We start from the raw sequence: 26,576 nt of genomic DNA, 5'->3' as shown, positions 1-26,576 counted from the left end.
CAGAAGAAGAGACAAAAGCTCTGCTGTCAAGCGGGTGAGGAAACCCCACCCGCCTGCGCGGTGGGGTAGTTCATAGTTTGATTGCCATTTGACAGTGACCAGAGGATTCAGTTTTGGACGGGCTCGCCCTGCTGAAGGCAGTTTTTCGTTTACTATTCGTCTACTATAGAAGGCTATGACGAAACTCACCCCCAGCTCCAGCTACAGTATTGCTTTGCGCCTGCGCCTGCCCAACCAGCCAGGAGCACTGGCCCGCGTCACCCAGGCTATTGCCGAGGTGGGAGGCAGCCTCAGCCAGATCGACCTCGTCTATCAATCCTCTGCAGAGACGGTGCGGGAGATCTCGGTGGATGCTGTCAGCAGCGAGCATGCCGAGCAAATTCGCGCCGCTGTTGCCTCTTTGCCCAATGTGAAAGTAGAGCGGGTGGTGGATCGCACCTTTGAGCTGCACCGCGGAGGAAAGCTGCAGGTGGTGGCCAAAAGCCCCCTGGAGAGCGCCGCCGATCTGGCCATGGCCTACACACCGGGGGTGGGGAGGGTGGCACTGGACATTGCCGCCAACCCCGCCGCCGTCTATGACTACACCATCAAGGGCAATTGCGTGGGCATTGTTACCGACGGCAGCGCTGTGCTGGGCTTGGGGAACATCGGGCCGGAGGCCGCTCTGCCGGTAATGGAGGGGAAGGCGGCCCTGTTCAAGCGCTTTGCCGATATCGATGCCTTCCCTCTGTGCCTGGCCACCCAGGAGGTGGAAGAAATCGTGGAGACGGTGGTGCGCCTGGCTCCCGGCTTTGGCGGCTTTAACCTGGAGGATATCAGCGCCCCCCGCTGCTTTGCCATTGAATCCCGGCTCAAGGCCCGCCTCAACCTACCGGTGTTCCACGACGATCAGCATGGCACGGCGATTGTGGTGCTGGCCGCCTTGCTGAATGCTTTGAAGGTGGTGAAAAAAAGCCTGGATCAGGTGCGCATTGTGCTCAATGGGGCGGGAGCAGCTGGCATTGCCGTCACGCAACTGTTGCGGCGGGCCGGGGCCAACCATATTGTGGTCTGCGACCGCCAAGGGATCCTCAGCCGCTCCCGCACCGACCTCACCCCAGAAAAGGCGGCAGTTGCAGTCGAGCAGAGCGGATCCCTGGCAGAGGCTTTGGTGGGAGTGGACGTGTTCATCGGGGTGAGCGTGGCCAATGCCCTGGCGGCAGAGATGGTGGAGAGCATGGTGCCGGATCCCATTGTCTTTGCCCTGGCCAACCCGGTGCCGGAGATCCAGCCGGAGCTGGTGAGCGATCGGGTGGCGGTGATGGCCACCGGGCGCAGCGACTACCCCAACCAGATCAACAATGTGCTGGCCTTTCCGGGCGTGTTTCGCGGCGCTCTGGATTGCCGCGCCAAGCAGATCAACACCGAGATGTGCCTAGCGGCCGCCCACGCCATCGCCAATTTGATCCCACCTGAAGATTTGGATCCCCAGTGGATCATCCCCTCGGTCTTCGACGGGCGGGTGGTCTCTGAGGTGGCTGCCGCAGTAGTTCAGGCTGCCCGCCAAACGGGAGTGGCCGGGATCCCTTGAGGGGTGCCCAGGCGGCCTATTGCCCTAGGTTCCCCTTCGCCAAAAGCGGGTGGAAGGCAGCATCCGCTCGACCGCAGGCTTCTGAGGCGTCAGCCCGTCGGGACAGCAATTACCCGTCCTAGCGCTGTGCGGAAGCAAGCTGGCAGTGCAGGGAGGATGTCAACATACCGAGCATCAATCTTTGGCCTGGGGAACGCTTTGGATCCGCAAATGCGGCAACGTTGAAGTCTGCTTTTTTCGGATCCCTCGTAACTTAACAATCCTTCAAGCTTTCTTCCTTCTTTGTGTAGTATTTTGCGCAGACGTCACTGACTTCATCGATTACCCTGAGTTTCAGGTTTCTAATCACTCGGCACTCCCAATGGATATACGTAAGCCGCTCTGCGTCCACATCGTCACCACGCTCACCGCTGCTAGCATTGCCGCTTTGCCTCAGTCTGACCTCGGCAGAGCCCTCAGAGTGGCTCTGGTGGTTGGAGCCGGGAACGCAGTAGCCTCGAGGGTTGCTTGGTCTTCTGCCCGAGACAGGGATCGGCGAGTGCAAAGCCTCCAAGCAAAGATTGAAGGGCTACAGGACCAGTCTGCGCGGAAGGAGGAAGAAATTCAAAGATGGCAGGGTCTCGTCGGAGACTTGTCCCGGCAAGTCCAGGAGAGGGACGAGAAGCTGCAGAACCGGCAAGCGGAACTGACAGAGCTCCAAACCCAGCTTCAGCAGAGCAGCAAGCAAGTCCAAGATCTGGAAGCGCAGCTGGCCGAGCAACAGCGCTTGCAAGAAGAGCTCCGCCGCCGGGAGCAAAGAATCGAGGAGCTCCGCTGGCAAATTGAGGAAGGCGAGAAAGAACTTTCTAGGCTGCGGGAAGAGCTTCAGCGAAGAAACAGGCGGCTCCAAGAACTTGAGGCCCAGTTGGCCGAGCGGCGTCAGCTTTTGCAACAGCTCCAAGACAAAGATCGGCGAGTGCAAAGCCTCCAAGCAGAGATTGAAGAGCTACAGAATCGGTCTGCGCGGAAGGAGGAAGAAATTCAAAGATGGCAGGGTCTCGTCGGAGACTTGTCCCGGCAAGTCCAGGAGAGGGACGAGAAGCTGCAGAACCGGCAAGCGGAACTGACAGAGCTCCAAACCCAGCTTCAGCAGAGCAGCAAGCAAGTCCAAGATCTGGAAGCGCAGCTGGCCGAGCAACAGCGCTTGCAAGAAGAGCTCCGCCGCCGGGAGCAAAGAATCGAGGAGCTCCGCTGGCAAATTGAGGAAGGCGAGAAAGAACTTTCTAGGCTGCGGGAAGAGCTTCAGCGAAGAAACAGGCGGCTCCAAGAACTTGAGGCCCAGTTGGCCGAGCGGCGTCAGCTTTTGCAACAGCTCCAAGACAAAGATCGGCAAGTGCGAAGTCTCCAAGCAGAGATAGAGAGGCTGCGTGCGGAGCAGTTCCATGCAGACGCAGACGAGATTACAGAGCTGAGACTACAGCTTCAACAAAGGGATGAGGAAATAAAGACGCTGAAGACTGGCATAGAAGGTTATGAAAAGACTCTGTCTACAATTCTCCAGGGAAGAGGGCATTATACAAGGTACGAGCCGTCGGAAATAGATATAGTCTTGAAAATAACCGAGAAGGAGTTTTACCCACAAGAAGCTAAGAGTTTTATTTTAGAAATCCTGAGAGAGAAAATTAATAACGTACACGAAGGGAGCAGAGTCCAGCATATACTTAGAAACTTGGTTGAGAATAACGAAGCAAACGAGGGTGATGATCATCGTCGGAGAATTAGGGAATCTGTAGACAACTTGTCTTCAGACTATAATGGGTGGAGTGATTATTACAGAAAAAGGTTGGAAGAGCTTGGTTTTGAGGTCATCGCGGAAGATAATCATGTCAGGATTTGCTTTCACGGGGATAGACGCTACCAAATTAGCCTGTCCAAAACCCCTAGCGATCGGGAGGCCGGCCACAGCATTTCTCGGGATATCCGCAACACTATTTTTGGTCTCTAGACAATCTTGAGGCGCCTCAGGCAAATGATCTGTAGTTGCAAACCTAACTTCTTACTTGCCCTCTGAGGCCAAGAAAAGTTAGACGGAGTCCTGATAGGCTGGAGGAAAGCCTGGGATCCCTGCCATGTTCTACCTACCGTTCTCGCTGTTGCTGTTTTTCATGCTGGTGCTGCTGCTGCCCTTCCTCTGGCTGGGGCTAGCGGTGGACGTGGTGGCGCTGGCGGTGGGGAAGCTGGGGTTCTCGCGGGAGGGGGCGCTGTTGCTGCTGCTGGCCATCTTGGTGGGCAGCTCGGTCAATATTCCTCTCTACCGCGTCAAGTGCGAGGTAACCCTAGTAGAAGACCTGGCCAGCCTGTGGATGCGGCAATTTTGGGGGATCCCGTTGGCCAAGATCTCTCAGGAGACGGTGGTTGCCCTCAACGTGGGTGGAGGGCTGATCCCGGTGCTCTTGGCCCTGTACCAATTTGGGCGGGCTGATGGGCTGTTGATCCTGGCCGTAACGGCACTGGTAACGGTGGTTAGCTACTACGCTTCCCACGTGGTGCCCGGGATCGGCATTCAGATGAATCCTCTGATTGCCCCGGCCACGGCAGCCCTAGCCGCTCTATTCTGGGCGGGGGATCAGGCGCCGGCGGTGGCCTTTGCCGGCGGGGTTTTGGGCACGGTGATTGGAGCCGATCTGCTGCACCTGCCGGAAGTGTTGCGGCGCAATTGCTCGGGCATTCTCAGCATTGGCGGGGCCGGCGTTTTCGACGGCATTGCCCTCTGTGGCCTGTTTGCCCTGCTGCTGAGCTAAACCAGCAAATAGGTGAGGGAAAGGGTAACAGCCTGGCTGGGATCCAGCCAGCGCAGGTCGGGATCCCCTTCTGGCGGACGACGGGTCAGCTCTTCTAGCAGCATCTGCGTCCACTCCAGCGGTTTGCTGAGCAACATCGGCGAACGGGTTATCCCCTGCTGACGGACCATGGTTTTGAGGGCTTCCAAGCTGGCCGACAAGGGGCGAGTACTGGCCACAAACAATAGCTCGGTCAGCCCCTGGGCATGGCAGGTGAGCAGATCGGGATTGACGGCAGAGCGCGACTCACCGGCCACCTCAGGCAGGGGTGGCAAAGTCAGGCTGCCCTTGGCCTCTAGACGCAGTGGCAGGGCAAAGTCCTCCTGGGGCACGGGAGCCAACAGGTGCAGTTGCCCGCTGGAATCGACCATCAACAGGTAGCCGAACAGATCCTGCTCGCCTTCGTTGCGCAGGGTGAGATGCAAGAGATCCCCGCGCATAAAGCGTAGTATGCCTGGCTCGGCAGCAGCCCCTTGGGCAAGCCGTGACCCCCGCAAGGGGGCTTTACTTCTGGTGGACAATTCCCCCACCACCGCCAGCGGCGAGATCGCGGCGTTGAGGGTAGTCCGCAGGCGCTTGGCCGCCAGCAGATGGGCCAGACGAGGCACCAGCCGCTGTACCGCCGTAGCTGCAGCTTCCCCAGCCGGCCCGCAGGAATTGAGCAGCAATTCTCGCCCCGGCCAAAAGAGGCTGTAGCCGTTGACTTCCAAAGGCTTGGGCAGAGCGTCTGCTTGAAAGGCGGCGGCCATTTCTGGGGTGATGCGCCCTAGCAGGCAATCCACCTGGCGCTCGCGCGGGTTAGCCGTCTCCATCCAGCTATGGCCGGCAATGGCGTTGGTCAGATCCACTTTTTCAACGCGGCCCAAGTTGTCTTCCAGACCCACCAAAAGCTTGAGGCTGCTGGAGAGGCTGCGCAACTGCTCCCGCACCAGCGTGCCCACGGGAGGAAATTGACCTTCCCCGTTGGCCGGCTGCACCTGGGCCAACAGCCCGCTGCGAGAACGAATCAGCAGCGGCACCGACGAGGCGGTGGAAAGGGGAGCCAAAAGAGTACCCGGCTGCAGACCACCCAGCGCCGCCGGTGGGATCCCACCCAGCCACACCTGAGCCCGATTCCCCTTCACTTCCTGGATCACGCCGCTGACTGCCACCTGAGGGGGGGTGAGGAAGTAGGGCGGGATGCGTCGAGCCGTTTCTTTGCCCTCCAAGATGGGGCGCTGACAGGCAAACAGGCCCAGCTCCCGCCGGCTGGCCACTTGGTTGAAGGCCACCAGCAGGCGGGTGGCAGGTGTGCTTTCCCACAGGTACTGCGTCAGCAGATAGGTGAGTACTCCAGCGTAGAATCCTGGCCAAGCGGCTTCTGCTGCCAAGTCTTGGGGAGTGGTGGCGGCAATCAACAAGCCCTTGGGCGGAGACGGCCAAACCCGCTGCAGTTCCGAGGAGTCTGAGGCGGCAGATCCTGCTCCTTTCCCGGCTGGGGGGCGGGAACGCAGTTGCAAATTGCCTCGCACCGACGGCGAGATATGGGTGAAGCCACAGTCCAACAAAGTGGTGATCTGGGCGGTACCCAAGCCTTCCAAAAGCCGGAAAAAGCTGTCTAGCTCCATCGCCGCCATTCCTTCAGAGCCAGACAACAGCAGCACCGGCTGCCACTGGCCTGGCGCCGATCCCGCCCGCCACTGGCCGTAGCCGCTGAACTGCACGACCACTGTTTCCGCCGCCTGACTTGAACCCCCCAAGTGCTCCGCAAAGGCCGCTTGGATCCCACTCGGCGTGGCGGCCCCATCGGTGAGGGTGAGAATCTCTGCCGGGTCAAAGCCAAAGCGATTCAGGAGCAGCTCCCGCTGCAGCTCCACATCGGTCACACAGCCCTGTAGCGCGGATCCCTCACCAGGGTAGCGGTTAATACCTATCAAGAGAGCCAACTTGCGGGAGCCAGCCGCCAAAGCTTGGCCATAGCGCTCAGCCTGACCCGCCAACCAGCCAGGGGAGAGGCCAAGGCTGGCAGCAACCAGGATCAATGTTTGCAGAAAAGACCGCCTTTCCATGTTGCCCCTCTGGGTTGACCCACTGGCCCAACGGCCACCCAATCGGCGAGCGAGCCACAGCTAAACTTTGCACGGGAATCTATTGCTGCCTATTTCAGGATATCCCTATCCCCGTGGCTTTTTCGCGGGATCGAGTAACAGTTTTCGGCGTTTTTTTTGCATTCCTTATCAAAGTCTCCGCCATTCTCACAGGAGACTCCACAGCAGCGCTCACCTGTCAGGCAAGGGGGAAATCAAGGTAGAAATGCACGGAGATCCACACTCAGCAGTTCAGGAAATAGGGCAAGCGAGCCCCACGCTTTGGCCAATGAAAGCGAACGAAAGGAACCAAAATGAACCCAGACACAACCAGACAAACCAGGCCGGAGTAGAGGTGAAAAACCCCGATCGGATCGGCTTGCTCCATTCCCTCGCCTGCCCAGGATCCCAGCGCCAAGGCTAGGAGATTGTTCAAGGCATGAGCCAGGACAGGCAAGCTGAGGGAGCGAGTTTGCAGGTAGAACAGGCCCATCACCAAGCCGAATACCGTCAGCCCGATCGGGTTGGGGTGCAGCAGGCCAAAGACAATGGAGGAAGCCAGCAGCCCCCTGGAGAGACCCCACTTGAGGCCCCAGCGGTGGAGCAAAATGCCGCGAAATAGCCACTCCTCCGTTATGGGGGCCACCACCACAATCGAGAGCCAGCGTAACCCTTGATACACCTGCGGCCAGGGCATTTCCCTATCCTTTTCCCCCAGCGAGTGGAGCATTGACTCCGCCAGCTCCGGTGCAGGCAGCGACACCAGGTAGAGCATCAACAAAGTTGTGCCCGTGGAGAGCACCACCAAAGCCAACACCACCCGCAGCAGGGATCCCCAGGGAACAGCAGCCCGCCAGTTGCCCCACAGCCGCCTCATCTGCAAATGGGCCTGCTGCCCCCGTCGCCAGCTCCAAATACAGGTGATGACGAAGGTAGAGCAATAGATAAGGTAGGCCAGCAGCGGGTCGTCCGAGGGGAGATGCAACAGTTTGGCCAAAGCGATAGCTCCCAAACCTACACCCAGGTTGATCAACACGAAGGCCAACAGCAGATGCCGCGCCTTGAGGGCTGCAAACCCAGTTAAACTCGGCTCAGCAGGCGGTAGCGTGCGGGATCCAGACACAAAGGCAGCTGTTGCAATTTTCCCATTCTAGTGACAGCTCACCCCCAGGTGAGCCGCTGTCAACTCCCCTCTCCCTTTTGGGGAGGAGCCGGGGGTGAGGGAAGCGGCGCAAAGCGCTTGGGGAGTGTCTTAACCTGATTTGCAATAACCATCCATCTGATGCAGCGAGCCGGTGGCTGCCTCCAAGAGTCGCTAGGTTGAGTCAGCAAGTTAAGATGTGTTACGGGATCCGTTGGGGTTTCTATGGGCGTAACACTGTCAACACCAGCAGCGAGACAGCATAACTTGGGTTCCGCGGCGGCAGGTTCTCCGGCTTTGCCCATCCCGCCAGGGTCGGTTTCGCAGTCAAGCCTGCGCTACGACCCAGAGCAATTGGCCAGGCAATATCGGGGGCGCTGGGATCTGGTGCTGGGGCGTCTCTTTCAGTTGATCACCCCCTTTTTGGGCTTGTTGGCCTGGGTGTTTTGGGATCGCTGGCGAGGAGTGGAGCAGAAGCATCGCCCCCAACACGCGATTCGACTGCGGGAGATCCTCACGCAATTGGGGCCGACGGCCATCAAAATCGGCCAAGCCCTCTCCACCCGTCCCGATCTGGTTTCGCCCCTGTTTTTAGAGGAACTGGCCAAGCTTCAGGATGAGCTGCCCCCCTTCGAGAATGCCGTTGCTTTTGCCCTCATCGAGTCGGAGATCGGCCAACCCACAGACAAAATCTTTCGAGAAATCAGCTCCGAGCCGATTGCCGCCGCCAGCCTGGGGCAGGTTTACCAAGCCTATCTGCACACGGGCGAGAAAGTTGCCGTCAAGGTGCAGCGGCCCGATTTGATCGGGCGCATCTCCCTCGACATGTACATCATCCGCAGCCTGGCCGCCTGGGCCAAGCGCACCTTCCGCCGCATCCGCAGCGACTTGGTGGGCATTGTCGATGAATTCGCCGGGCGGCTGTACGAAGAGATGGACTACACCCAGGAAGGCCGCAACGCCGAGCGCTTCCTGGAGCTGTACCGCCACCCCTCCATCTACGCCCCCAAAATTTACTGGGAGTACACCCGCACCAAAGTGCTGACGATGGAGTGGATCGACGGCATCAAGCTGACCCAGCTCGACAAAATCACTGCCGCAGGGCTGGACGGGCGGCACCTGATCGAGATCGGGGTCAACTGCTCCCTTAAGCAGCTTTTGGAGCATGGCTTTTTCCACGCTGACCCCCACCCAGGCAACCTCTTGGCCATGTACGACGGGCGGCTGGCCTACATCGATTTCGGCATGATGAGCACCATCCAGCCCCACCAGCGCTACGGCCTGATCAAGGCCATTGTCCATTTGGTGAACCGGGATTTTGTCGCCTTGGCCCAGGACTACGTGGATCTGGAGTTTCTGGATCCCGACACGGATCTCACCCCCATCATCCCCGCTTTGGAGGCTGTCTTTGCCGAGGCCCTGGGCAGCTCCGTGGCCGAGCTGAATTTTAAAAGCATCACGGATAGGCTCTCGGGGGTGATGTACGATTTTCCCTTCCGCGTGCCCGCCTACTACGCCCTGATCATCCGCTCTTTGCTTACCCTGGAGGGGATCGCCATCGGCTTGGATCCCAACTTCAAAGTGTTGAGTGTGGCCTATCCCTATGTGGCCCAGCGCCTGCTCACCGACCCGGCCCCAGAGCTGCGCACCTCCCTGCGGGAGCTGCTGTTTAACCAAGGGCAATTTCGCTGGAACCGCCTGGAGAACCTGCTGCGCAACGCCGCCAACAGCGAAGATTTTGACCTGCAGGGATCCCTAGAAAAAGCCGTCGAGTTTATCTTTTCTGAGCGGGGGGCTTTCCTGCGGGAGCGCCTGGTGGATGTGCTGTTCTCCAGCTCAGGGAACGGCACCTCAGACGGCTTGGCTCATTTGCAGCGTCTGTGGGAACTCCTCAGCCGCAACCCGACCTTTCAGCCGCTGCAGCTTCTGCCCATCGTCGCCAAAGTGGCCGCCAAGCCGGAAGCCCAACAACTGGGCCGGCAATTGGCCTCCCGCTGGTTGCAACGCTCGGCAGCCCGCCTCATTCGGGACCTGCTGCTGCCGGATGTAGAAAAGCCCAGTTCACCCTCTTCCCGCAACGGGATCCCTGGGCCGTCAGCCTCTGAACGTACTGCTCAACTTCCCCTCACGGCCTAGCTCGGCTGCCTTCAGGGGGCAGTATCGCCTTGAGGGTTCACAGAGGTCAGAGCCAGCGCAATCCACTCGCGAAATTCATCGCGGCGGAAAACCTGGGGGCGAGAGCGGGGGCCAAAACGCATCAGGCTGGGCATGCCGTGCTCCTTAAGCCGAGACTGTAGCCAGGTGCCCACACCGGTTTTGCCATCGTTGGGCATTTCGGTTTGGAAGTCACTGTACATCAACAACAACTGGCTGCGAGATTGGAGCACGGCATTTTCTTGGATTAACTTCGGCAGAGAGAGGGCGGTGGCTGAACCTGCCTCTTTGCTGCCTTTGGCAGCTTCACGGCGACGGTCGCGCGGGCGTGGGTTGACACTTTCACGGCTCTTACGGGTTTTGGGTTCACTAGGCATAGAATCTCCTAAACGACAGAGTGGCTTCCCAACAAGGGTCAAAGCCGGAACTCGCAGGCCAAAGGCCGAGCCCGCTGTGAAAGTGGCCCGATGGGTACAGTTCTGGAGCAATCGCTGAAAAGAGTGCCACGTGCTCTTGGGTAAGCGAAGAAGAACTGCTCTAAGCCGGCGCAAAGGGCCAGGATCCCTTCAGCGCAACAGCAGTCTGCAGCGGGTCGAGTTCCTGCCAGCACATCCAAGACTTATCGTCGTCTTTCCTGTCGGAGGCCAGTTTGGCTACCACGAATCCGCAGGGCAGGCAAGCTTGGATGCTATCCCTATATTGACTTAAAAATGGACAAGTGGACAGTCCCCAGCCAAGAACTCAGGCCTGAAGATTTTGCCGCCCGTTGCGGATCACTCGCAACGATTCCAACAACCGCAACTCCAGGTCTTGCAAAACCTGATCCACGTAACGGTGGGCTTCCCGCTGCAGGCGCTCTGATTCCTGCAGTGTCTGCCGCCGCACTTCCTCGCTCTGTTGATAGGTTTGTTGCAACAACTGCTCCGCCTGGGCTTGGGCTTGCCGCAGGATGGTCGATTCGTTGAGAAGCTGCTCGGCTCTGCGTTGGGCCATGGCTACGATTTCTTGGGCATAGCGATTGGCCTCGGCCAAAATCCGATCCCGCTGGCGCAGCAATTCTTCCGCTTCCTCTAGGGCTGTTGGCAAGTTGAGGCGGATAAAGTCCAACTGCTCCAAAATGCTTTCTTCTTCAATGAGCGTGCGAGACCAGAACAGGCGAGGGCTGCTGAGAATGGCCGCTTCCAGTTGATCCAAGGCTTCCTGGACACGCATCAACGCCAGGGTCTGATCCCCAAACGGTACGCCGGCACGATTGGAAGCATCAGAGGGCAATTCTCGCATCAGTCCAGAAGAGGGTGGCCGCGCTGAGCAAAAGGGCAAAGCAGGCAGGATAACGCCTACCATATCAGGTTCTCGGTTTCCTGAATCTACGCGGTCTCCCCTAGGCTCCAACCACTCCCTGTCAAATGGATGTTCTTTCTGATACGCGGAAATGATAGGCTTTCCCCTTGCGGAGGGGGTGACCCAAACGGCGTGGGTGGGTGGTTAACCGCTCAAAAAACCCAGTAGTCTGGCGACTGAGACCCAAGCTTCAGGCGAGGGAGTGTGTCAACGACAGCTATCTGTGGCACACTGAGGAAAAAGGAGTTGGGCTTCGAGCCGCTCATGCCACAACCGCAGCCTCCCCGCAGACTGGAAGACCAATTTGTGGAGAATGTCTCCCGTTACCCCACTTACTTCGTTACCGTTTTGCTGGGGGGGATCTGGGCTGGCCTCCAGCCTTTTGTTGGTTTGTATCGCAAAAGTCCGGCGGCGGCGGCCCTGGTTACACTGGGATCCCTGCTGTTGCTGCTGTTTGTCTATTTCACCCTGCGAGGCATGACAGGGCACACTCTCCTGCCGGCGTGGATGTTGCGTTGAGGGCATGGGGGATGGACGAAGCGATAGAGTGGACGCCAGAAGCAGAGGCGCGCCTTAAAGAAATCCCCTTCTTTGTGCGTCCGGCTGCCCGTAGGAAGATTGAACAGTTTGCCCGCGAAGCCGGGATCCAGAAGATCACGGTGGCAGTTTACGAGCAGGCCAAGCAAAAGTTTGGCTCCTGAGGGATCCCTCCTGCTGGCCATAGCAGGGAGATTGGGTTTGCCGCTAGCTTGGTAGAGGCGTTCTCCTCTGTTTTTTGCAACTCATGGCAGATTGGATCCTGTTGGCACTGGTGGGTTCTGCAACCTACCTGCTGCTGCAAAAAAGTGTGGCCCGCCTCTCCAAGGTGCCGTGGCGGATCCTGTGGCTGGTGATGATGCTGCCCCCCTTGGTTTGGGTGCTGGGGCGGCAGGTGCTTCAGTACGAAGTGCCCCCGTTGCTGATGTTGGTGCTCTTTCTCACCTCTTACTTTATCAGCATGACCTTGGTGCGGCGAGGGGGCATTCGACCCACAGACCCCCGGCCTGAGGCGCCAGAAGGGGATCCTTCTCTGGCTGCAGAATCTGAGCCGGAGGAAGAGGAAGAAGACAGCGCCGCCGATCCGGTCTCGCTGGCTCTTGCCCACACCCCCATTTCCGAAGTGCCGCGGGAAAAGCTCAACCACTGCTTCCCCTGGAACGTTTTTTATTTGCAAAACGTGGAGTACCGTCCCCAGGCGATTATCTGCCGGGGCAATTTGCGGGCGGATCCCACCGAAGCCTATGAGCGGGTACAGCGCAATGTAGAAAACACTTTTGGCAAACGCTTCTTGGTGGTGCTGCAGGAGGGGTTTGCCGGCAAGCCTTTTTTTGCCCTGGTGCCCAACCCGGCGGCGCGGCGCTCTCTGGCGGATGGCCGAGAGTTGCCTGTGCTGGCTCTGGGGCTACTGCTGTTCACCTTCTGGACCACCCTGAGTGCTGGGGCCCAGGCGGCTGGGGTCAGCCCTGACCGGCTGCTGCATCTGCCCTCGCTGATGAAGGGGCTGCCCTATGCGGTGGGGATCCTGGCCATTCTGGGATCCCATGAGTGGATGCGCTATTGGGTGGCCCGCCGCCATGGCATCAAAACCTCGCTGCCCTACTTCATCCCGGTGCCCTTTGTGTTGGGGACTTTTGGGGCGTTTATCCAGTTGAAAGAGCCGGTGCCCAACCGCAAGGTGCTGTTTGATATTGCCGTTGCCGGGCCGCTGGCAGGCAGCCTGGTCGCCTTAGTGATGCTGCTGCTGGGGCTGGTCTTTTCGGTGCCTGGGGATCCTCCGGCAGTGCCAGAGGGGCAGCCCACCCCGATCAGCTTCCATCGCATCGACCCACGCTTCTCGGTGCTGCTGGCAATTCTGGCTCGCCTGGTGCTGGGGGATCAGTTGCAGCCGGGGCAGGTGATCGATCTGCACCCGCTGGCCTTTGCCGGCTGGCTGGGCCTGGTGGTGGTTGCCTTTAACCTGGTGCCGGTGGGCCAACTGGATGGGGGGCACATTGTCCATGCGGTGTACGGGCAGCAGATGGGGGCCAATGTGGGGCGGGTAGCCCGCTGGCTGGTGCTGCTGCTGGCCCTGACGGTGCAGCCCTGGCTGTTGTTGTGGGCGCTGCTGCTGTTTGTCATCTCCAGCGCCGACGAGCCGGCCCTCAACGACGTCACTGAGCTGGATGAGGCTCGAGATTTGCTGGGGCTGGGGATGCTGACGCTGCTGGTGCTGATCCTGCTGCCGGTGCCGCCATTTTTGCAAAGCTGGCTTGGCCTGGCCTAGATCGAGGTAGGATCCAAACCGCCCCCGACCTCGTTTCCTTTCATGGAACCCAGCCTGATCGTCCAGAAATACGGCGGCACCTCCGTCGGCTCCATCGAGCGCATCCAAGCCGTGGCCCAGCGGGTAGCCCACACGGTGGATCAGGGGCAGCGGGTGGTGGTGGTCGTCTCGGCCATGGGCGACGAAACCGACCGCCTCGTGGAGCTGGCGGAGCAGATCTTGCAGGGATCCCCGACCACGCCGGCCCAGTTGCGGGAGTGGGACATGCTTCTTTCCACTGGCGAGCAGGTGAGCATTGCCCTGCTGGCCTTGGCGCTGCAGCGCTTGGGCTGCCCTGCCGTTTCGCTGACGGCGACCCAGGTGGGCATTGTCACCACCCGGGATCACAGCCGGGCCCGCATTTTGCACATCCACACCGACCGCCTCTGGCAGCACTTGGAGCGGGGAGAGGTGGTGGTGGTGGCCGGCTTTCAGGGCATCACCAGCCCGGCGGAGCTGGAGATCACCACCCTGGGGCGGGGGGGATCCGACACCACGGCGGTGGCCTTGGCGGTGGCTTTGGGGGCAGAGCTGTGCGAGATCTACACCGATGTGCCGGGGATCTTCACCACCGACCCGCGCAAGGTACCCGAGGCCAGGCTGTTGCCAGAGATTACCGCCGACGAGATGCTGGAGCTGGCCAGCCTGGGAGCGCAGGTGCTCCACCCCCGCTCGGTGGAGATTGCCCGCAACTACGGCGTCAAGCTGCGGGTGCGCTCCAGCCTGGAGCCCTTGCAGGCGGGATCCGAGGGCACCCTCATTCTTTCTCCTCCTCCCCGTCCTCGCCCCGCCGATAGCAGCATTGAGCTGGGCCGGGCAGTGGATACGGTGGAGCTGGATCGGGATCAGGCCAAGGTGGTGCTGGTGGGAGTGCCGGATCGTCCGGGCATTGCCGCCCAACTGTTCCAGGAAATTGCGGCAGCCGGGATCAACGTCGATTTAATCCTGCAGTCGCTCCACCTCAGTGCAGCCGAGGGATCCCCTACCAACGACATTGCCTTTACCGTCAGCCGGGCGCAGGCAGCCCAGGCGGCAGCCGTGGCGCGGCAGGTGGGCCAGGAGCTGGGGTGTAGGGAAGTCCTCGTCGAGGAGGCGGTGGCCAAGGTCAGCATTGCCGGGGTGGGGATGATGGGTCGCCCGGGCATTGCCGCCGAGATGTTTCGAGTGCTGGCGGAAGCCGGGATCAATCTCCAAATGATCTCCATGTCGGAGATCAAGGTGAGCTGTGTGGTGGCTGCCGAGCGGGCTGGGGAGGCCGCCCTGGCGCTGGGGGAGGCGTTTCAGGTGATTCCCCATTTGCATCGGGTCACGGCAGCCCCTGGCCGGGATCCCCTCCCCAGCGACCACCCGGTGCGGGGCGTTGCCCTGGATCTGAAGCAGTCGCGGCTGGGCATCCGCAAGGTGCCGGATCGTCCGGGGACGGCTGCCCATCTGTTCGGACGCCTGGCCGAGGCCGGGATTATCGTGGACACCATCATCCAAAGCCAGCGGGGCTACCACAACGGCATCCCCAGTAACGACATCGCCTTTACGGTGCCTCAGGATCAGGCCAGGGCGGCTGAGGCCGTGTGCCGGCAGGTGGCCGAGGAACTGCAGGCGGCGGGGGTCGAAGCCGACCACGACATCGCTAAGGTGAGCATCGTCGGTGCCGGGATGGAAATTTATCCCGGCGTGGCGGCGCACTTTTTTGCTGCCTTGGCCGACGCCGGGATCAACATCGAGATGATCGCCACCTCGGAGATCAAGGTAAGCTGCGTGGTGCGACAGGAGCAGGGAATCCACGCTCTGCAAGCTGCCCACCGCGCCTTTGAACTCGACCGAGCCTAGTCGGCTTTGGCTGCCAACAGCAGGGGGAAGTTGTGGGCGTTGGGGGCGTGCATGGCCTGGATCCCCAGGTTGGCGCGGTTGACCAGGTCGGCGTAGGTGGGGATGAACCGGCCCTGGCCGTCCAGGATGGACTGGTTGAAGTTAAAGCCGTTGAGGTTAAAGGCCATCATCCCAATGCCAATGGCTGCCGCCCAAATCCCTACGGTCGGCAGGGCCGCCATCCAGAAGTGAACGGAGCGGCTGTTGCGCCAGCCAAGGCCGGGGATCCCCAGCCGCCCCAAGAAGGCGTAGTGGCCGGCCAGGAAGTTGTAGGTGACTTCTTCTTGGCCGAAGCGGTAGCCGGCATTGGCCGACTCCTCTTCCGAAGTCTCCCGGATCAGGCTAGACATCACTAGGGAGCCGTGCAGGGAAGCCAGCAGGGCGCCGCCAAACACCCCGGCTACCCCCAGCCAACTGGTGGGGTGCATCAAGATGTTGTGTTCCGCCTGGAAGGCCAGCATGAAGTGGAAGGTGCCGGCAATCCCCAGCGGCAGCCCTTCCGAGAAGCTGCCCTGGCCAATGGGGTAGACCAAGAGCACCGCTGTAGCGGCAGCCGCCGGCGCAGAAAAGGCCACCGCAATCCAGGGGCGCATGCCCAGCCGGTAGCTCAACTCCCACTGCCGGCCAAGGTAGCACCACACCCCAATGAGAAAGTGGAGCACGATGAGCTGGTAGGGGCCGCCGTTGTAGAGCCACTCATCCAAAGAGGCGGCTTCCCAGATGGGGTAAAAGTGCAGGGCAATGGCGGCTGAGGTGGGCACCACCGCTGCAGAAATAAGGTTGTTGCCCCCCAACAAAGAGCCAATCACCGGCTCGCGGATCCCGTCCATATCCACCGGCGGCGCGGCAATGAAGGCAATTACAAAACAAAAGGCTGCCGCCAACAACGTTGGGATCATCAATACGCCAAACCAGCCAATGTAAAGCCGGTTTTCGGTGCTGGTGATCCACTGACAAAAACTACTCCAACTCCACAGCCGCCGCGCAGCAGCGGAGCGACGAATGACCGTACTCATAGGCCAACTCCTAGAAAATTTCAGCAAAGCCCCCTCTCTCTTGGGTTTGCCGAACCGACGTCAGGAGAGCGCTCGACAAGGCCTGGCCTGAGGGAGCCTTCTTCCAAACTAGACAGTTTTCGGGATGCCGACAGGGATCCCTAACTTGCGCAGCCAGAATGTGAAACAAATTGATTTATCGATACAAATAGGCAAATCAGTGTTGCGATTTTGATGCTTCGGTCTCGGCTTTTCCTGAGCAGGCAAAGCCACTTTCTTCAGCCGAGAACTTCGGAGTTTCTTAAGGTGAAGGTCTTAAGAATTTCTTCAGAAAGGTAACCCAAGAAGGTTGAGAGCTATCGTCCAATTTCGGCGTGAAACTCCTGCAGGGACTTCACCTGCAGGGATCCCAACTGTAGAGCCCGGATGGCGGCGGCAGTGGCTTTGGCCCCGGCCAGAGTAGTAACCAAAGGGATCTTGTAGGCCAGGGCAGTGCGGCGGATCTTTTGGCCATCTTGCTGCGCCTCGACACCGGAAGGGGTGTTGACGAGGAGCTGAATCTGGTGGTTTTTGATGGCGTCGATGACGTGGGGCCGGCCCTCGTGCAGCTTGAGCACCTTCTCGACAGGGATCCCGTGCTCGGCCAGAACTTTTTGTGTGCCGGCAGTGGCCAGCAGACGAAAGCCCAGCTTGACAAACTCTTGGGCCACCGGGATCACGGCCTGCTTGTCGCGATCGCTGACGCTGATGAACACCGTGCCCCCTAGGGGCAGGTTTTGGCCAGCAGCCAGTTGCGCCTTGGCAAAGGCACGGCCAAAGTCGGTGTCAATCCCCATCACCTCACCGGTAGAGCGCATCTCCGGCCCCAGCAGCGTGTCGGTACCAGGAAACTTGTGAAACGGCAGCACCGCCTCCTTGACAGCCACGTAGGGTGGGATCACCTCCTGGGTAAAGCCCAGCTCCGCCAGGGTTTTGCCGCTCATCACCTGGGCGGCATAATCGGCCAGGGGATGGCCAATGGCCTTGCTGACGAACGGCACGGTGCGGGAAGCGCGCGGGTTGGCCTCCAGGACGTAGACCTGCTCCTTCTGGACGGCGTATTGCACGTTAATGAGCCCCACCACCTTGAGAGCTTGGGCCAGCTTCACCGTCCAGTCGCGAATCACCTGCAGCACTTCGGGGCTGAGGGTGCGGCTGGGCAAGACGCAGGCGGAATCGCCGGAGTGGATCCCGGCCTGCTCGATGTGCTCTAGGATCCCGCCAATGGTTACAGCCCCGGTGCGGTCGGCAATGGCATCTACGTCCACCTCCACCGCGTCCTCCAAAAACTGATCCACCAGCACGGGACGGTCGGGATCCACCGCCACCGCCAGTTGCATGTAGCGCTGCAGGTCTTGATCCGAATAGACAATCTCCATGGCCCGTCCCCCCAGCACATAGCTGGGCCGCACCACCACCGGGTAGCCGATGCGGCGGGCAATTTCCAGGCTTTCTTCCACGCTGCGGGCAATGCCGTTGGCCGGTTGGCGAATATCCAGCTCCCGCAAGATGCGCTCGAAGCGCCCGCGATCCTCGGCTATGTCGATGGAGTCGGGGGAAGTGCCCCAGATGGGCGCCTGGGCTGCTGCCAGCCCCTGGGCCAGTTTCAGGGGGGTTTGGCCGCCAAACTGCACGATCAGGCCCACCGGCTGCTCAGCTTCGACCAGGTTCATCACCTCTTCGTGAGTGAGGGGCTCAAAGTAGAGGCGATCGGCGGTGTCATAGTCGGTGGAAACCGTCTCGGGGTTGGAGTTGACCATGATGGTCTCATATCCGAGGCGGCTGAGGGCAAAGGCAGCATGGCAGCAGCAGTAGTCGAATTCGATCCCTTGGCCGATGCGGTTGGGGCCGCCCCCCAGGATCATCACCTTCGGCTTGGCGGTGGGGAAGGTCTCGGATTCGCTCTCGTAGGTGGAGTACTGGTAGGGGGTGGTCGCCTCGAACTCGGCAGCGCAGGTGTCCACCGTCTTGTAGGTGGGGATCACCCCCAGTTGCTTACGGCGATCCCGCACCTGGGCTTCGCTGGAGCCGGTCAGGTGGGCGATCTGCCGGTCGCTGAAGCCCATTTGCTTGAGGTGCCGCAGATCCTCAGCACTCAGGGATCCCAGTTCTCGCCCCTTGAGGGCTTGCTCCACTTCCACCAGCTCCTGCAGCTTGTCGATGAACCAGGGATCAATATGGGTGAGCTGGGCAATTTCCTGGGCCGAAAAACCCATGAGCAGGGCGGTGCGAATGGTCAAGAGGCGAAAGGGGTTGGGGGTGCGCAGGTTGGCCCGCACTTCCTCCGGCTTGGGGAAGACTTCTGGCCGGTCGCTGCCAAAGCCGGGGCGGTCGATCTCCAAAGAGCGCAGCACCTTCTGGATGGACTCCTGGAAGGTGCGGCCAATGGCCATCGCCTCCCCCACCGACCTCATCTGGGTGGTCAAGACCGGCTCCGAACCGGGGAACTTCTCAAAGGCAAAGCGAGGGATCTTGGTGACCACGTAGTCGAGGGTGGGCTCGAAGCTGGCCGGAGTTTTGCGGGTGATGTCGTTGGGGAGCTCCGGCAGCGTGTAGCCCACGGCCAGCTTGGCAGCAATCTTGGCAATGGGGAAGCCGGTGGCCTTGCTGGCCAAAGCAGAAGAGCGGGAAACCCGCGGGTTCATCTCAATCACCCGCACTTCACCGTTGGCGGGGTTGACGGCAAACTGCACGTTGGATCCCCCCGTTTCCACCCCGATCTCGCGCATGATGGCGATGGCATAGTCCCGCAGCCGCTGGTACTCCTTGTCGGTAAGGGTCTGGGCCGGGGCCACGGTGATGGAGTCGCCGGTGTGTACCCCCATGGGGTCGATGTTTTCAATCGAGCAGATGATCACCACGTTGTCCGCCAGATCCCGCATCACCTCCAGCTCAAACTCCTTCCAGCCAATCACCGACTCCTCCACCAGGATCTGGGAGACCGGGCTGGCCTCGAGGCCGGCGGCGCAGATCTCTTCAAATTCTTCTTGGTTGTAGGCCACGCCGCCGCCCGTGCCCCCTAGGGTATAGGCGGGGCGGATGATGAGGGGATAGCCGATCTCGTGGGCGATTTGCTTGGCTTCGGCCAGGCTGCGGGCCAACCCTGACCGCGGTACGGCCAGGCCAAGCCGCTGCATTGCCTGCTTAAACAGCTCCCGATCCTCGGCCTTTTCGATGGCCTCCCGCTTGGCCCCAATTAGCTCCACGCCGTACTGGTCTAGGATCCCGCGCCGGGCCAGTTCCACGGCCACATTTAAGGCCGTTTGTCCCCCCATGGTGGGGAGCAGGGCATCGGGGCGCTCCCGCTCGATGATCTGGGCCACGAAGTCCGCCGTCACCGGCTCGATGTAGACGCGATCCGCCATACTGGGATCCGTCATGATGGTGGCCGGGTTGGAGTTGACCAGGATCACCTCGTAGCCCTCCTCTCGCAAGGCTTTGCAGGCTTGGGTGCCGGAGTAGTCGAACTCGCAGGCTTGGCCAATGACGATCGGCCCCGCTCCAATGAGCAAGATCTTGTGAATGTCGGTACGGCGCGGCATGGGATCCCAGGGGTGGCAGAGTCAGCCTTCTATTGTAGGAGGTCACCTGCAGGTCAAGTTGCTCGTCGGGATCCCTCTTTTTTGGGATTGGCCCGGCTGGCTGCGCTCGCCAACAAAACAGGCAAGGCCGCTGTGCAACTCACTTGGCTCTGAACTCTTGGGGTTGTAGGTGCCGCAGCCAAGCGTTGACGTTGACCCGAATCCGTTGCCCAACTTGTAAGAGGCGGTGCAGATTTTCGGCGGAAATGTCGCGGCACTCTTCTGGGGGCCAAGCCGGGCAGCGGGGGCCGACCTGACGTTCCAGGGTCGCCAGGTAGAGCTCTTGGAGACGATCCAGATTAATGGGCAGGCGCAGATCCGCGGCCAATTGCAACCACTCTTCCAGGTTGTGGAGCTGTTCGCCAACAGTCTCCAGCTCAAAAGCGTGGGCAAGCTGCCACATCCCCCGCTGCAAGAGCCGATCCAGAACACGGGCTGCTTCTTCCCGCCGCAACTGACACCCCAACTGCTCCGCCTCACGGGCGATCGCCCGCAACTCCATCAGGTGATCCCGCTTGCCCTCTTCTATTTCCATCGCCCGCAAACTGTTCAACAGGCGCTGGTTGAGGGTGATCTGAGCTGCGGCCAACAATTCTTCCGGGATCGGCAGGCCATCGGCACGAAAAGCCATCAGGATCCCGTAATTGTCCAGGTAGGTTTGGCGATAGAGTTGGGCCAGGCGGTCTAGGGTATCTTGGGTAAGCCAGCGCATCATCTGCTGCCGGTCTTCGTCGTTCAGGGCGTTGAGGTCAAAGGTTTCCGGCCCAAACAGATCTTGCAGAGCCAGGATCATCTCCACCCGACTGGGGGATCCGGCCAGCAAGCGGGTTTTCAACTGTTCATAGCTGCGCCGCCCGGCAAACGGCCTAACGCCACATTGAAAGTCCCAGCCGCCGATGTGGAGCATGGCGTAGATCAGATCGTGCTCTTCGCGGGTGCTGGGAAAGGTAAGCTTCACCCGCCCGATGGCCAGTGTGGATCCCCCTATCGTCAGGCGCTCCTGATCCACTGGATCCAACCCATACCCTTGGGAGCGGGGGATGCCGTTAAAGAGAGACAGCATGGCGTGCTGGGCCACCAGCCGCTGTGGGCTGACCAGGGTGGGACGCACCAAGGCGCAGTAGACCCCCTTGCCGTCTTTGTAGAGGTCGAGGTTGCTGGGAGCCTTGCTCAGGCGGTTGAGGAACTCCTCTTCTAGGCTCACATCCGTCACGGCTGCCGCCAACTGGATAGCCCGTGCCGCATAGCGCAGGATCTGCACCCCTTCAGGACGGGATAGCTCCTCAAAAAACCAGCCACAACTGGTAAACATCAACTGGCTGTAGCGCTGCATCTCCAACAGGCGCAGCACCTGCACCTGATCTTCAGCCCTGAGGCGGTGGCTCTGATGCTCCCGCAAAAACGAATCGCAGCGCTCCCGATCCAAGATCACCTCAATGTAGTGATCCCGCGCCAGCCAGGGATCCCGCAGGTAGGCTCTGGCTTCCGTCTCGTAGATCTCGGCAAGCTGATCCCGCAGCCAGTTGAGGGCCTCCCGCAACGGTTGCCGCCAGCGTTGGTGCCACCCACCCACCGCTCCACAGCCACAGTCGCGCGACCAACGTCCTACCCCGTGGGCGCAGCTCCAGGCGGTGACCGGTTTCAGTTGCACCTCCCAAGTGGGGGGATGTTGGCTGAGAAAATGGCTGTAGTTGCCCACCTGCCAGCCCCGGCGAGGAAATTCCTCGCAAAAGGCATAGGCCAGCGTGCGCTCCACTCCGCGCTTGTGGTGGCCAAAAGTCTCGCCATCGGTGGCACAGTTGACCAGATAGGCTTCCCCCTCGGTGTCCGGGCGCAGAGCGGAACGGATCCGCTCCGCCAGCGACTGGGTGCTGTAAACGATATCCCCAAAGCCCAAGTCACGGGAAATGGGGCCGTCGAAAAAGAAAATATCCAAGTACCCCTCTCGGTCGGGGGTAAAGCAGCGGTAGGGCCGCCGGGGATCGATCTGGTTCTGGCTGACATCCATCCATTCCGTTTGCCCCAAAGGGCGAACGCGCTGCGCCTGGCTGGGGGCCAAAATGACGAAGCGGATCCCACAGTCGACCAAGGCTGTAACCGTCGCCGCGTCGATGGCGGTTTCCGCCAGCCACATACCTTGAGGATGGCGCCCAAAACGGTGTTGGAAATCGGCAATCCCCCAGCGAATCTGGGTGTACTTGTCGCGCTCGTTGGCCAGCGGCAGGATGACGTGGTTGTAGACTTGGGCGATGGCATTGCCATGCCCCTCCAGCCGCTCGGCGCTGAGACGGTCGCCGGCCAAAATGCGCTGGTAAACCTCAACGTCGTGCTCCTCCAGCCAAGAGAGGAGGGTGGGGCCGAAGTTAAAGCTCAGGAATTCATAGTTATTGACAATGCGCACCACCCGTCCCTGGTCATCCAGAACGCGGGCAAAGGCATTGGGCCGATAACACTCCGCCAGAATGCGCTCGTTCCAGTCGTGAAAGGGGCTGGCGCTGGGCTGACGCTGAATGCGGTTAAGCCAGGGATCCTCCCGCGGCGGCTGATAGAAATGGCCGTGTAACACCACGTAGGGAGCAGTTGCCCTTGGCCGCGCCGAGGCCCGATCGCCAGCCCCCGCCGAGAAGGGAGCTATCTGGGTCGGCGAGTCTCCATAGCCTGACTGTGCCGCTGGCCTGTCGGAATTCTTGGAGCCACTCGGCATCATAAGATCACACTCCTTAAGCTCCCCCCAACTTGGGTTACAGGGGGACGAGCTGTTAACTTAAATTCATATTCATACGTTACAGCGATCCCCGATCTGCGGCGGTGAATGTAAAAGATTCAGTTAGAAATTTGACAGGTAACAAACATCGGTCAGTAATCTTTGCGTTTTTCCCACAACAGAAGGGATCGCGGCTGGATCCCTTCCCTGAGCAGACCCAAGCTCGCCAACTTACATTGCCCAGCGCCACCAGCCCAGACCCACCAGCACCGCCGTGATGCCGTAGAGGCATCCCACCACCTGCACCTCTGACCAGCCGCCCAGCTCCAGATGGTGGTGCAAGGGCGACATGCGCAGCAGCCGTTTGCCTTGTCCGGTTTTGCGTTTGGTGTACTGGAAGTAGCCCACCTGCAGGATCACCGACAGGGCTTCTGCCACCAGCACTGCGCCCATCCAGGCCAGGGCCCAGAGCTGATCCCCCAACAGCGCCAGCCCTGCCAGAGCGCCCCCCAAGCCCAGGGAGCCGGTATCGCCCATAAATAGCCGCGCCCGGTGGTGGTTGTGCACCAGAAAGCCCAGACAGGCGCCGCTGAGAGCGAAGGCCAGCCCTGCCAACTCCGAATCCGCTGCTGTCAACCCAAGCCCCGCCAGGACAAGGGCCACCACCCCTGCCGCCAAGCCGTCCATGCCGTCGGCAAGGTTGACGGCGTTGTTGGTTCCCACCAACACAAACAAAGCCAGCGGCCAGAACAGCCAGCCTAGGGAGAGGGTGCCTATTCCCGGCAGGGTTAGAACGGTAGGGATCCCTTGCCAGGCCAGGTAGCCGCAAAAAACCAGCCCAATCCCCACCTGGAGCAAAAGCTTCGCTTTGGGGGGCAACCCCTTGTTGGAGCGCTGCCGGATGACCAGCCAATCGTCCAGCCAGCCGACCAAGCCATAGGCCAGCGCCAGCAGCGCCACCGCCAGCCACTGGGGATCCCAGCCGCTCCAGCTCCCGGCCACCAGCAGCCCCACAGGCAAAAAGCTGATCCCACCCATCGTCGGCGTGCCTGCTTTCTTATGGTGGGACGGGGGCCCCTCTTGGCGGATGACCTGCCCTGCCTTCCAGCGCCGCAAGGCAGGGAGGAGCAGGGATCCCAGCAAGGCCGAAGCCAACACGCTCAATCCAAAGGGGACGATCACCTGGGGCCGGATCCCGATCACCAGGGCCGAGAGGGCCAAGCCCAGAGTCAGGGAGAGCGCCATCCCACCCCAGTCCGCCTCTTCCAGATCGGGAAGCGTATCCGCATCCGTCCTTTCTGAACCCCTCACACCTTCAACCTCCAACACGCCACAACCGCTCAAAAAACTCCGGCAGGGGAGCCCAAGAAAACTCTATCCTGCCGGAAGCTCAGAGGTGAAGGGCCGGTGGGCGCCTAGTAGGGCCACTTCCAGTTGCGCACCTCCGGCAGATCCTCCCCATGTTCGCGGATGTACTGCTTGTGCTCGACGAGCTTATCCTGAATGATCTGCTTGATGTGGGCCCGCTCGTATTTGAAGCGCTCCACCCGGTCTAACACGTCATCCGCCAAGCTGAAGCGATCCACCTCGTTGAGGACGCACATGTCGAAGGGGGTGGTGGTGGTGCCTTCCTCCTTGTAGCCGCGCACGTGCAGGTTGTGGTGGTTGGGACGGCGGTAGGTGAGGCGGTGGATCAGCCAGGGGTAGCCGTGGAAGGCAAACACGATGGGCTTATCGGGCGTGAAGATACTGACGTAATCCACATCGCTGAGGCCGTGGGGGTGTTCGCTGGGCGGCTGCAACTTCATCAGGTTCACCACGTTCACCACCCGGATCTTGATGTCCGGCAGGTGCTGCCGCAAAAAGTCCGCCGCCGCTAGGGTTTCCATCGTCGGCACATCGCCGCAGCAGGCCATCACCACATCCGGCTCGGAGCCCTGGTCGTTGCTGGCCCACTCCCAGATCCCCAGGCCCTGGGTGCAGTGCTTGATGGCGGCATCCATGTCCAGATACTGCAGGGCCGGCTGTTTCCCTGCCACGATCACGTTGACGTAGTGGCGGCTGCGCAGGCAGTGGTCGGCCACCGAGAGCAGGGTGTTGGCATCCGGGGGCAGATAGACGCGGATGATTTCGGCTTTTTTGTTGACCACGTGATCCAAAAAGCCGGGATCCTGGTGGCTGAAGCCGTTGTGATCCTGCCGCCACACGTGGGAGGTGAGCAGGTAGTTGAGGGAGGGAATGGGCCGCCGCCAAGGGATGTGTCGGGTGGTTTTCAGCCACTTGGCGTGCTGGTTGAACATGGAGTCCACCAGGTGGATGAAGGCTTCGTAGCAGGAGAAGAAGCCGTGGCGGCCTGTCAACAGGTAGCCCTCCAGCCAGCCCTGACAGACGTGCTCGCTCAAGATCTCCATCACCCGCCCATCGGGGGAGAGGTGCTCGTCGTAGTCGTAGATAGGGGCCACCCAGGTGCGGTCGCTGGCCTCAAACACGGCGTTCAGACGGTTGGATGCAGTTTCGTCGGGGCCGAAGAGGCGGAAGTTGTGGGGGTTGAGCTTCATTACATCTCGCAAAAACTGTCCCAGCACCTTCGTGGCTTCGGCTTCGAGGGTGCCGGGGTGGGGTACGTCTACGGCGTAGCGGCGGAAGTCCGGCATTTTCAGCTCCCGCGTCAGCAGGCCGCCGTTGGCGTGGGGCAGGGCGCCCATGCGTTTTTCCCCTTTGGGGGCCAGCTCTTGCAGCTCGGGCCGCAAACGGCCGTTTTCGTCGAAGAGCTCTTCTGGCTTGTAGCTGCGCATCCACTCTTCCAGGAGCTTGAGGTGCTCCGGGTTCTTGGCCAGATCCGCCAGTGGCACCTGGTGGGAGCGCCAGAAATCCTCTACTTTTTTGCCGTCCACCTCTTTGGGGCCCGTCCAGCCTTTGGGGGTGCGCAGGATGATCATCGGCCACTGCAGACGGGTAGGATCCCCTTTGCTGCGGGCGTGCTGCTGGATTTCTTGAATCTCGTGGATCACCGTGTCCAAAGTGGCGGCCATCAACTGGTGCATCTGGGCTGGCTCGGAGCCTTCGACAAAGTAGGGCTTGTAGCCATAGCCCACAAACAGGCTTTGCAGCTCTTCACGGCTGAGGCGGGCCAGGATCGTCGGGTTGGCGATCTTGTAGCCGTTGAGGTGCAGAATCGGCAGCACCGCCCCGTCGTGGATGGGGTTGAGGAATTTGTTGGAGTGCCAAGAGGCGGCCAGGGGGCCGGTCTCGGCTTCTCCATCCCCGACTACACAGGCCACCAGCAGATCGGGGTTGTCGAAGGCCGCCCCAAAGGCGTGGGCTAGAGCATAGCCCAGCTCTCCCCCCTCATGGATGGAGCCGGGGGTTTCCGGGGCCACGTGGCTGGGTACGCCGCCGGGGAAGGAGAACTGCTTGAAGAGCTTGCGCATGCCCTCGGCGTCTTGGCTGATGTTGGGGTACACCTCGCTGTAGGTGCCCTCCAGGTACGTGTTGGCCACCAGAGCGGGGCCGCCATGGCCGGGGCCGGTGATGTAGAGGATGTTGAGGTTTTCCCGCTTGATGATGCGGTTGAGATGCACGTAGATAAAATTCAGCCCCGGTGTGGTGCCCCAGTGCCCCAGCAGGCGCGGCTTCACATGCTCCAGCTTGAGGGGTTCCCGCAGCAGCGGGTTGTCCATCAGGTAAATCTGCCCCACCGACAGGTAGTTGGCGGCCCGCCAGTAGGCGTCCATTTTGCACAGTTCGTCGTCGGTCAGCGGTTTTGTCGAGAGCTGTTCTGCCAAAACCATAGCCGTACCCCCTAGGTATCTCTACTCCCATGGTGAGCCAGGTTGGGGCGTAGGCTTGGGGATCTTGGGATTCCTTTGGATTTGGGAGATGGGGTGAGGGTTGACAAGGGCGGGCCTAGGTAGAGCTGCAGCATTTTGCCCATGACCATTAGATACTCTCCCTGAGGG

At 60.6% G+C, this 26,576-nt stretch carries 17 protein-coding genes; 8 read left to right on the top strand and 9 right to left on the bottom strand.

What is annotated here, in order from left to right:
* Positions 1-175 precede the first annotated feature (175 nt).
* The 3 genes from NW853_RS01490 to NW853_RS01480 all read left to right on the top strand — a co-directional run bounded on the left by NW853_RS01490 (position 176) and on the right by NW853_RS01480 (position 4,350).
* A complete protein-coding gene (locus NW853_RS01490) occupies positions 176-1,570 on the top strand; it encodes a malic enzyme-like NAD(P)-binding protein (RefSeq protein WP_414336179.1) in 1,395 nt (464 codons plus the stop codon).
* 361 nt (positions 1,571-1,931) lie between these two features.
* On the top strand, positions 1,932-3,554 hold the full coding sequence (locus NW853_RS01485; protein ID WP_414347319.1) for a hypothetical protein: 1,623 nt from the start codon (positions 1,932-1,934) through the stop codon (positions 3,552-3,554).
* A 124-nt stretch (positions 3,555-3,678) separates the two neighbouring features.
* On the top strand, positions 3,679-4,350 hold the full coding sequence (locus NW853_RS01480; RefSeq protein ID WP_414347316.1) for a DUF1614 domain-containing protein: 672 nt from the start codon (positions 3,679-3,681) through the stop codon (positions 4,348-4,350).
* Here NW853_RS01480 and NW853_RS01475 read toward each other — a convergent pair.
* Both NW853_RS01475 and NW853_RS01470 read right to left on the bottom strand, forming a co-directional pair.
* Positions 4,347-6,437: a caspase family protein gene (locus NW853_RS01475; RefSeq protein ID WP_414347315.1), complete on the bottom strand. Its 2,091-nt coding sequence runs from the start codon at positions 6,435-6,437 to the stop codon at positions 4,347-4,349. The two genes, NW853_RS01480 and NW853_RS01475, sit on opposite strands and share 4 nt — an antisense overlap.
* 262 nt (positions 6,438-6,699) lie before the next feature.
* Positions 6,700-7,578 (bottom strand): lysostaphin resistance A-like protein, encoded by an 879-nt coding sequence (locus NW853_RS01470; RefSeq protein ID WP_414335634.1) that lies wholly within the window; start codon positions 7,576-7,578, stop codon positions 6,700-6,702.
* 243 nt (positions 7,579-7,821) lie between these two features.
* Here NW853_RS01470 and NW853_RS01465 point away from each other — a divergent pair, with 243 nt between their 5' ends.
* Positions 7,822-9,732: an ABC1 kinase family protein gene (locus NW853_RS01465; RefSeq protein WP_414347312.1), complete on the top strand. Its 1,911-nt coding sequence runs from the start codon at positions 7,822-7,824 to the stop codon at positions 9,730-9,732.
* An 11-nt stretch (positions 9,733-9,743) separates the two neighbouring features.
* On the opposite strand, the gene NW853_RS01460 is transcribed toward NW853_RS01465, so the two are convergent.
* Together NW853_RS01460 and NW853_RS01455 are read right to left on the bottom strand one after the other, a co-directional pair.
* Positions 9,744-10,127 (bottom strand): hypothetical protein, encoded by a 384-nt coding sequence (locus NW853_RS01460; RefSeq protein ID WP_414335638.1) that lies wholly within the window; start codon positions 10,125-10,127, stop codon positions 9,744-9,746.
* A 364-nt stretch (positions 10,128-10,491) separates the two neighbouring features.
* The gene (locus NW853_RS01455; protein WP_414335640.1) at positions 10,492-11,094 is read right to left on the bottom strand and encodes a hypothetical protein; all 603 of its coding nucleotides are present in this window, start codon (positions 11,092-11,094) and stop codon (positions 10,492-10,494) included.
* 261 nt (positions 11,095-11,355) lie between these two features.
* Between NW853_RS01455 and NW853_RS01450 the strand changes: the two genes are divergently transcribed.
* From NW853_RS01450 to NW853_RS01435, 4 genes are all read left to right on the top strand, one after another.
* A complete protein-coding gene (locus NW853_RS01450; RefSeq protein ID WP_414335641.1) occupies positions 11,356-11,610 on the top strand; it encodes a DUF751 family protein in 255 nt (84 codons plus the stop codon).
* 11 nt (positions 11,611-11,621) lie between these two features.
* Positions 11,622-11,792, top strand: coding sequence for a PCP reductase family protein (locus tag NW853_RS01445; protein ID WP_414335643.1), 171 nt, complete (start codon positions 11,622-11,624; stop codon positions 11,790-11,792).
* Between the two features lie 83 nt (positions 11,793-11,875).
* Complete coding sequence (locus tag NW853_RS01440; protein ID WP_414347309.1) at positions 11,876-13,393, top strand: site-2 protease family protein; 1,518 nt, start codon at positions 11,876-11,878, stop codon at positions 13,391-13,393.
* Between the two features lie 42 nt (positions 13,394-13,435).
* Complete coding sequence (locus NW853_RS01435) at positions 13,436-15,259, top strand: aspartate kinase (protein ID WP_414347307.1); 1,824 nt, start codon at positions 13,436-13,438, stop codon at positions 15,257-15,259.
* Here the strand turns inward: NW853_RS01435 and psbA are convergent.
* The 5 genes from psbA to NW853_RS01410 all read right to left on the bottom strand — a co-directional run bounded on the left by psbA (position 15,256) and on the right by NW853_RS01410 (position 26,408).
* Positions 15,256-16,314, bottom strand: coding sequence for a photosystem II q(b) protein (psbA, locus tag NW853_RS01430; protein ID WP_414347306.1), 1,059 nt, complete (start codon positions 16,312-16,314; stop codon positions 15,256-15,258). The genes NW853_RS01435 and psbA overlap by 4 nt on opposite strands.
* A 335-nt stretch (positions 16,315-16,649) precedes the next feature.
* Positions 16,650-19,874 (bottom strand): carbamoyl-phosphate synthase large subunit, encoded by a 3,225-nt coding sequence (gene carB / locus NW853_RS01425; RefSeq protein ID WP_414347303.1) that lies wholly within the window; start codon positions 19,872-19,874, stop codon positions 16,650-16,652.
* Positions 19,875-20,013: 139 nt separating this feature from the next.
* Positions 20,014-22,620, bottom strand: a complete 2,607-nt coding sequence (locus tag NW853_RS01420; RefSeq protein WP_414333503.1) for a DUF3536 domain-containing protein — start codon at positions 22,618-22,620, stop codon at positions 20,014-20,016.
* A 228-nt stretch (positions 22,621-22,848) separates the two neighbouring features.
* Complete coding sequence (gene mraY, locus NW853_RS01415) at positions 22,849-23,862, bottom strand: phospho-N-acetylmuramoyl-pentapeptide-transferase (RefSeq protein WP_414347323.1); 1,014 nt, start codon at positions 23,860-23,862, stop codon at positions 22,849-22,851.
* 170 nt (positions 23,863-24,032) lie between these two features.
* Positions 24,033-26,408: a phosphoketolase gene (locus tag NW853_RS01410; RefSeq protein ID WP_414347300.1), complete on the bottom strand. Its 2,376-nt coding sequence runs from the start codon at positions 26,406-26,408 to the stop codon at positions 24,033-24,035.
* Between the last annotated feature and the right edge of the window lie 168 nt (positions 26,409-26,576).

It is taken from the genome of Synechococcus sp. H55.11 (genome assembly GCF_047462475.1).
Lineage (GTDB): Bacteria > Cyanobacteriota > Cyanobacteriia > Thermostichales > Thermostichaceae > Thermostichus.
This window is presented reverse-complemented; position numbering and strand designations above follow the sequence as displayed.

Coding starts and splice junctions, on each gene's coding strand:
- NW853_RS01410 (WP_414347300.1), bottom strand. CDS start 26,408: ATGGTTTTGGCAGAACAGCTCTCGACAAAACCGCTGACCGACGACGAA.
- NW853_RS01455 (WP_414335640.1), bottom strand. CDS start 11,094: ATGGTAGGCGTTATCCTGCCTGCTTTGCCCTTTTGCTCAGCGCGGCCA.
- NW853_RS01450 (WP_414335641.1), top strand. CDS start 11,356: ATGCCACAACCGCAGCCTCCCCGCAGACTGGAAGACCAATTTGTGGAG.
- NW853_RS01475 (WP_414347315.1), bottom strand. CDS start 6,437: ATGGAAAGGCGGTCTTTTCTGCAAACATTGATCCTGGTTGCTGCCAGC.
- NW853_RS01485 (WP_414347319.1), top strand. CDS start 1,932: ATGGATATACGTAAGCCGCTCTGCGTCCACATCGTCACCACGCTCACC.
- NW853_RS01440 (WP_414347309.1), top strand. CDS start 11,876: ATGGCAGATTGGATCCTGTTGGCACTGGTGGGTTCTGCAACCTACCTG.
- NW853_RS01420 (WP_414333503.1), bottom strand. CDS start 22,620: ATGATGCCGAGTGGCTCCAAGAATTCCGACAGGCCAGCGGCACAGTCA.
- NW853_RS01445 (WP_414335643.1), top strand. CDS start 11,622: ATGGACGAAGCGATAGAGTGGACGCCAGAAGCAGAGGCGCGCCTTAAA.
- NW853_RS01460 (WP_414335638.1), bottom strand. CDS start 10,127: ATGCCTAGTGAACCCAAAACCCGTAAGAGCCGTGAAAGTGTCAACCCA.
- NW853_RS01480 (WP_414347316.1), top strand. CDS start 3,679: ATGTTCTACCTACCGTTCTCGCTGTTGCTGTTTTTCATGCTGGTGCTG.
- NW853_RS01490 (WP_414336179.1), top strand. CDS start 176: ATGACGAAACTCACCCCCAGCTCCAGCTACAGTATTGCTTTGCGCCTG.
- carB (WP_414347303.1), bottom strand. CDS start 19,874: ATGCCGCGCCGTACCGACATTCACAAGATCTTGCTCATTGGAGCGGGG.
- NW853_RS01435 (WP_414347307.1), top strand. CDS start 13,436: ATGGAACCCAGCCTGATCGTCCAGAAATACGGCGGCACCTCCGTCGGC.
- psbA (WP_414347306.1), bottom strand. CDS start 16,314: ATGAGTACGGTCATTCGTCGCTCCGCTGCTGCGCGGCGGCTGTGGAGT.
- mraY (WP_414347323.1), bottom strand. CDS start 23,862: ATGGCGCTCTCCCTGACTCTGGGCTTGGCCCTCTCGGCCCTGGTGATC.
- NW853_RS01465 (WP_414347312.1), top strand. CDS start 7,822: ATGGGCGTAACACTGTCAACACCAGCAGCGAGACAGCATAACTTGGGT.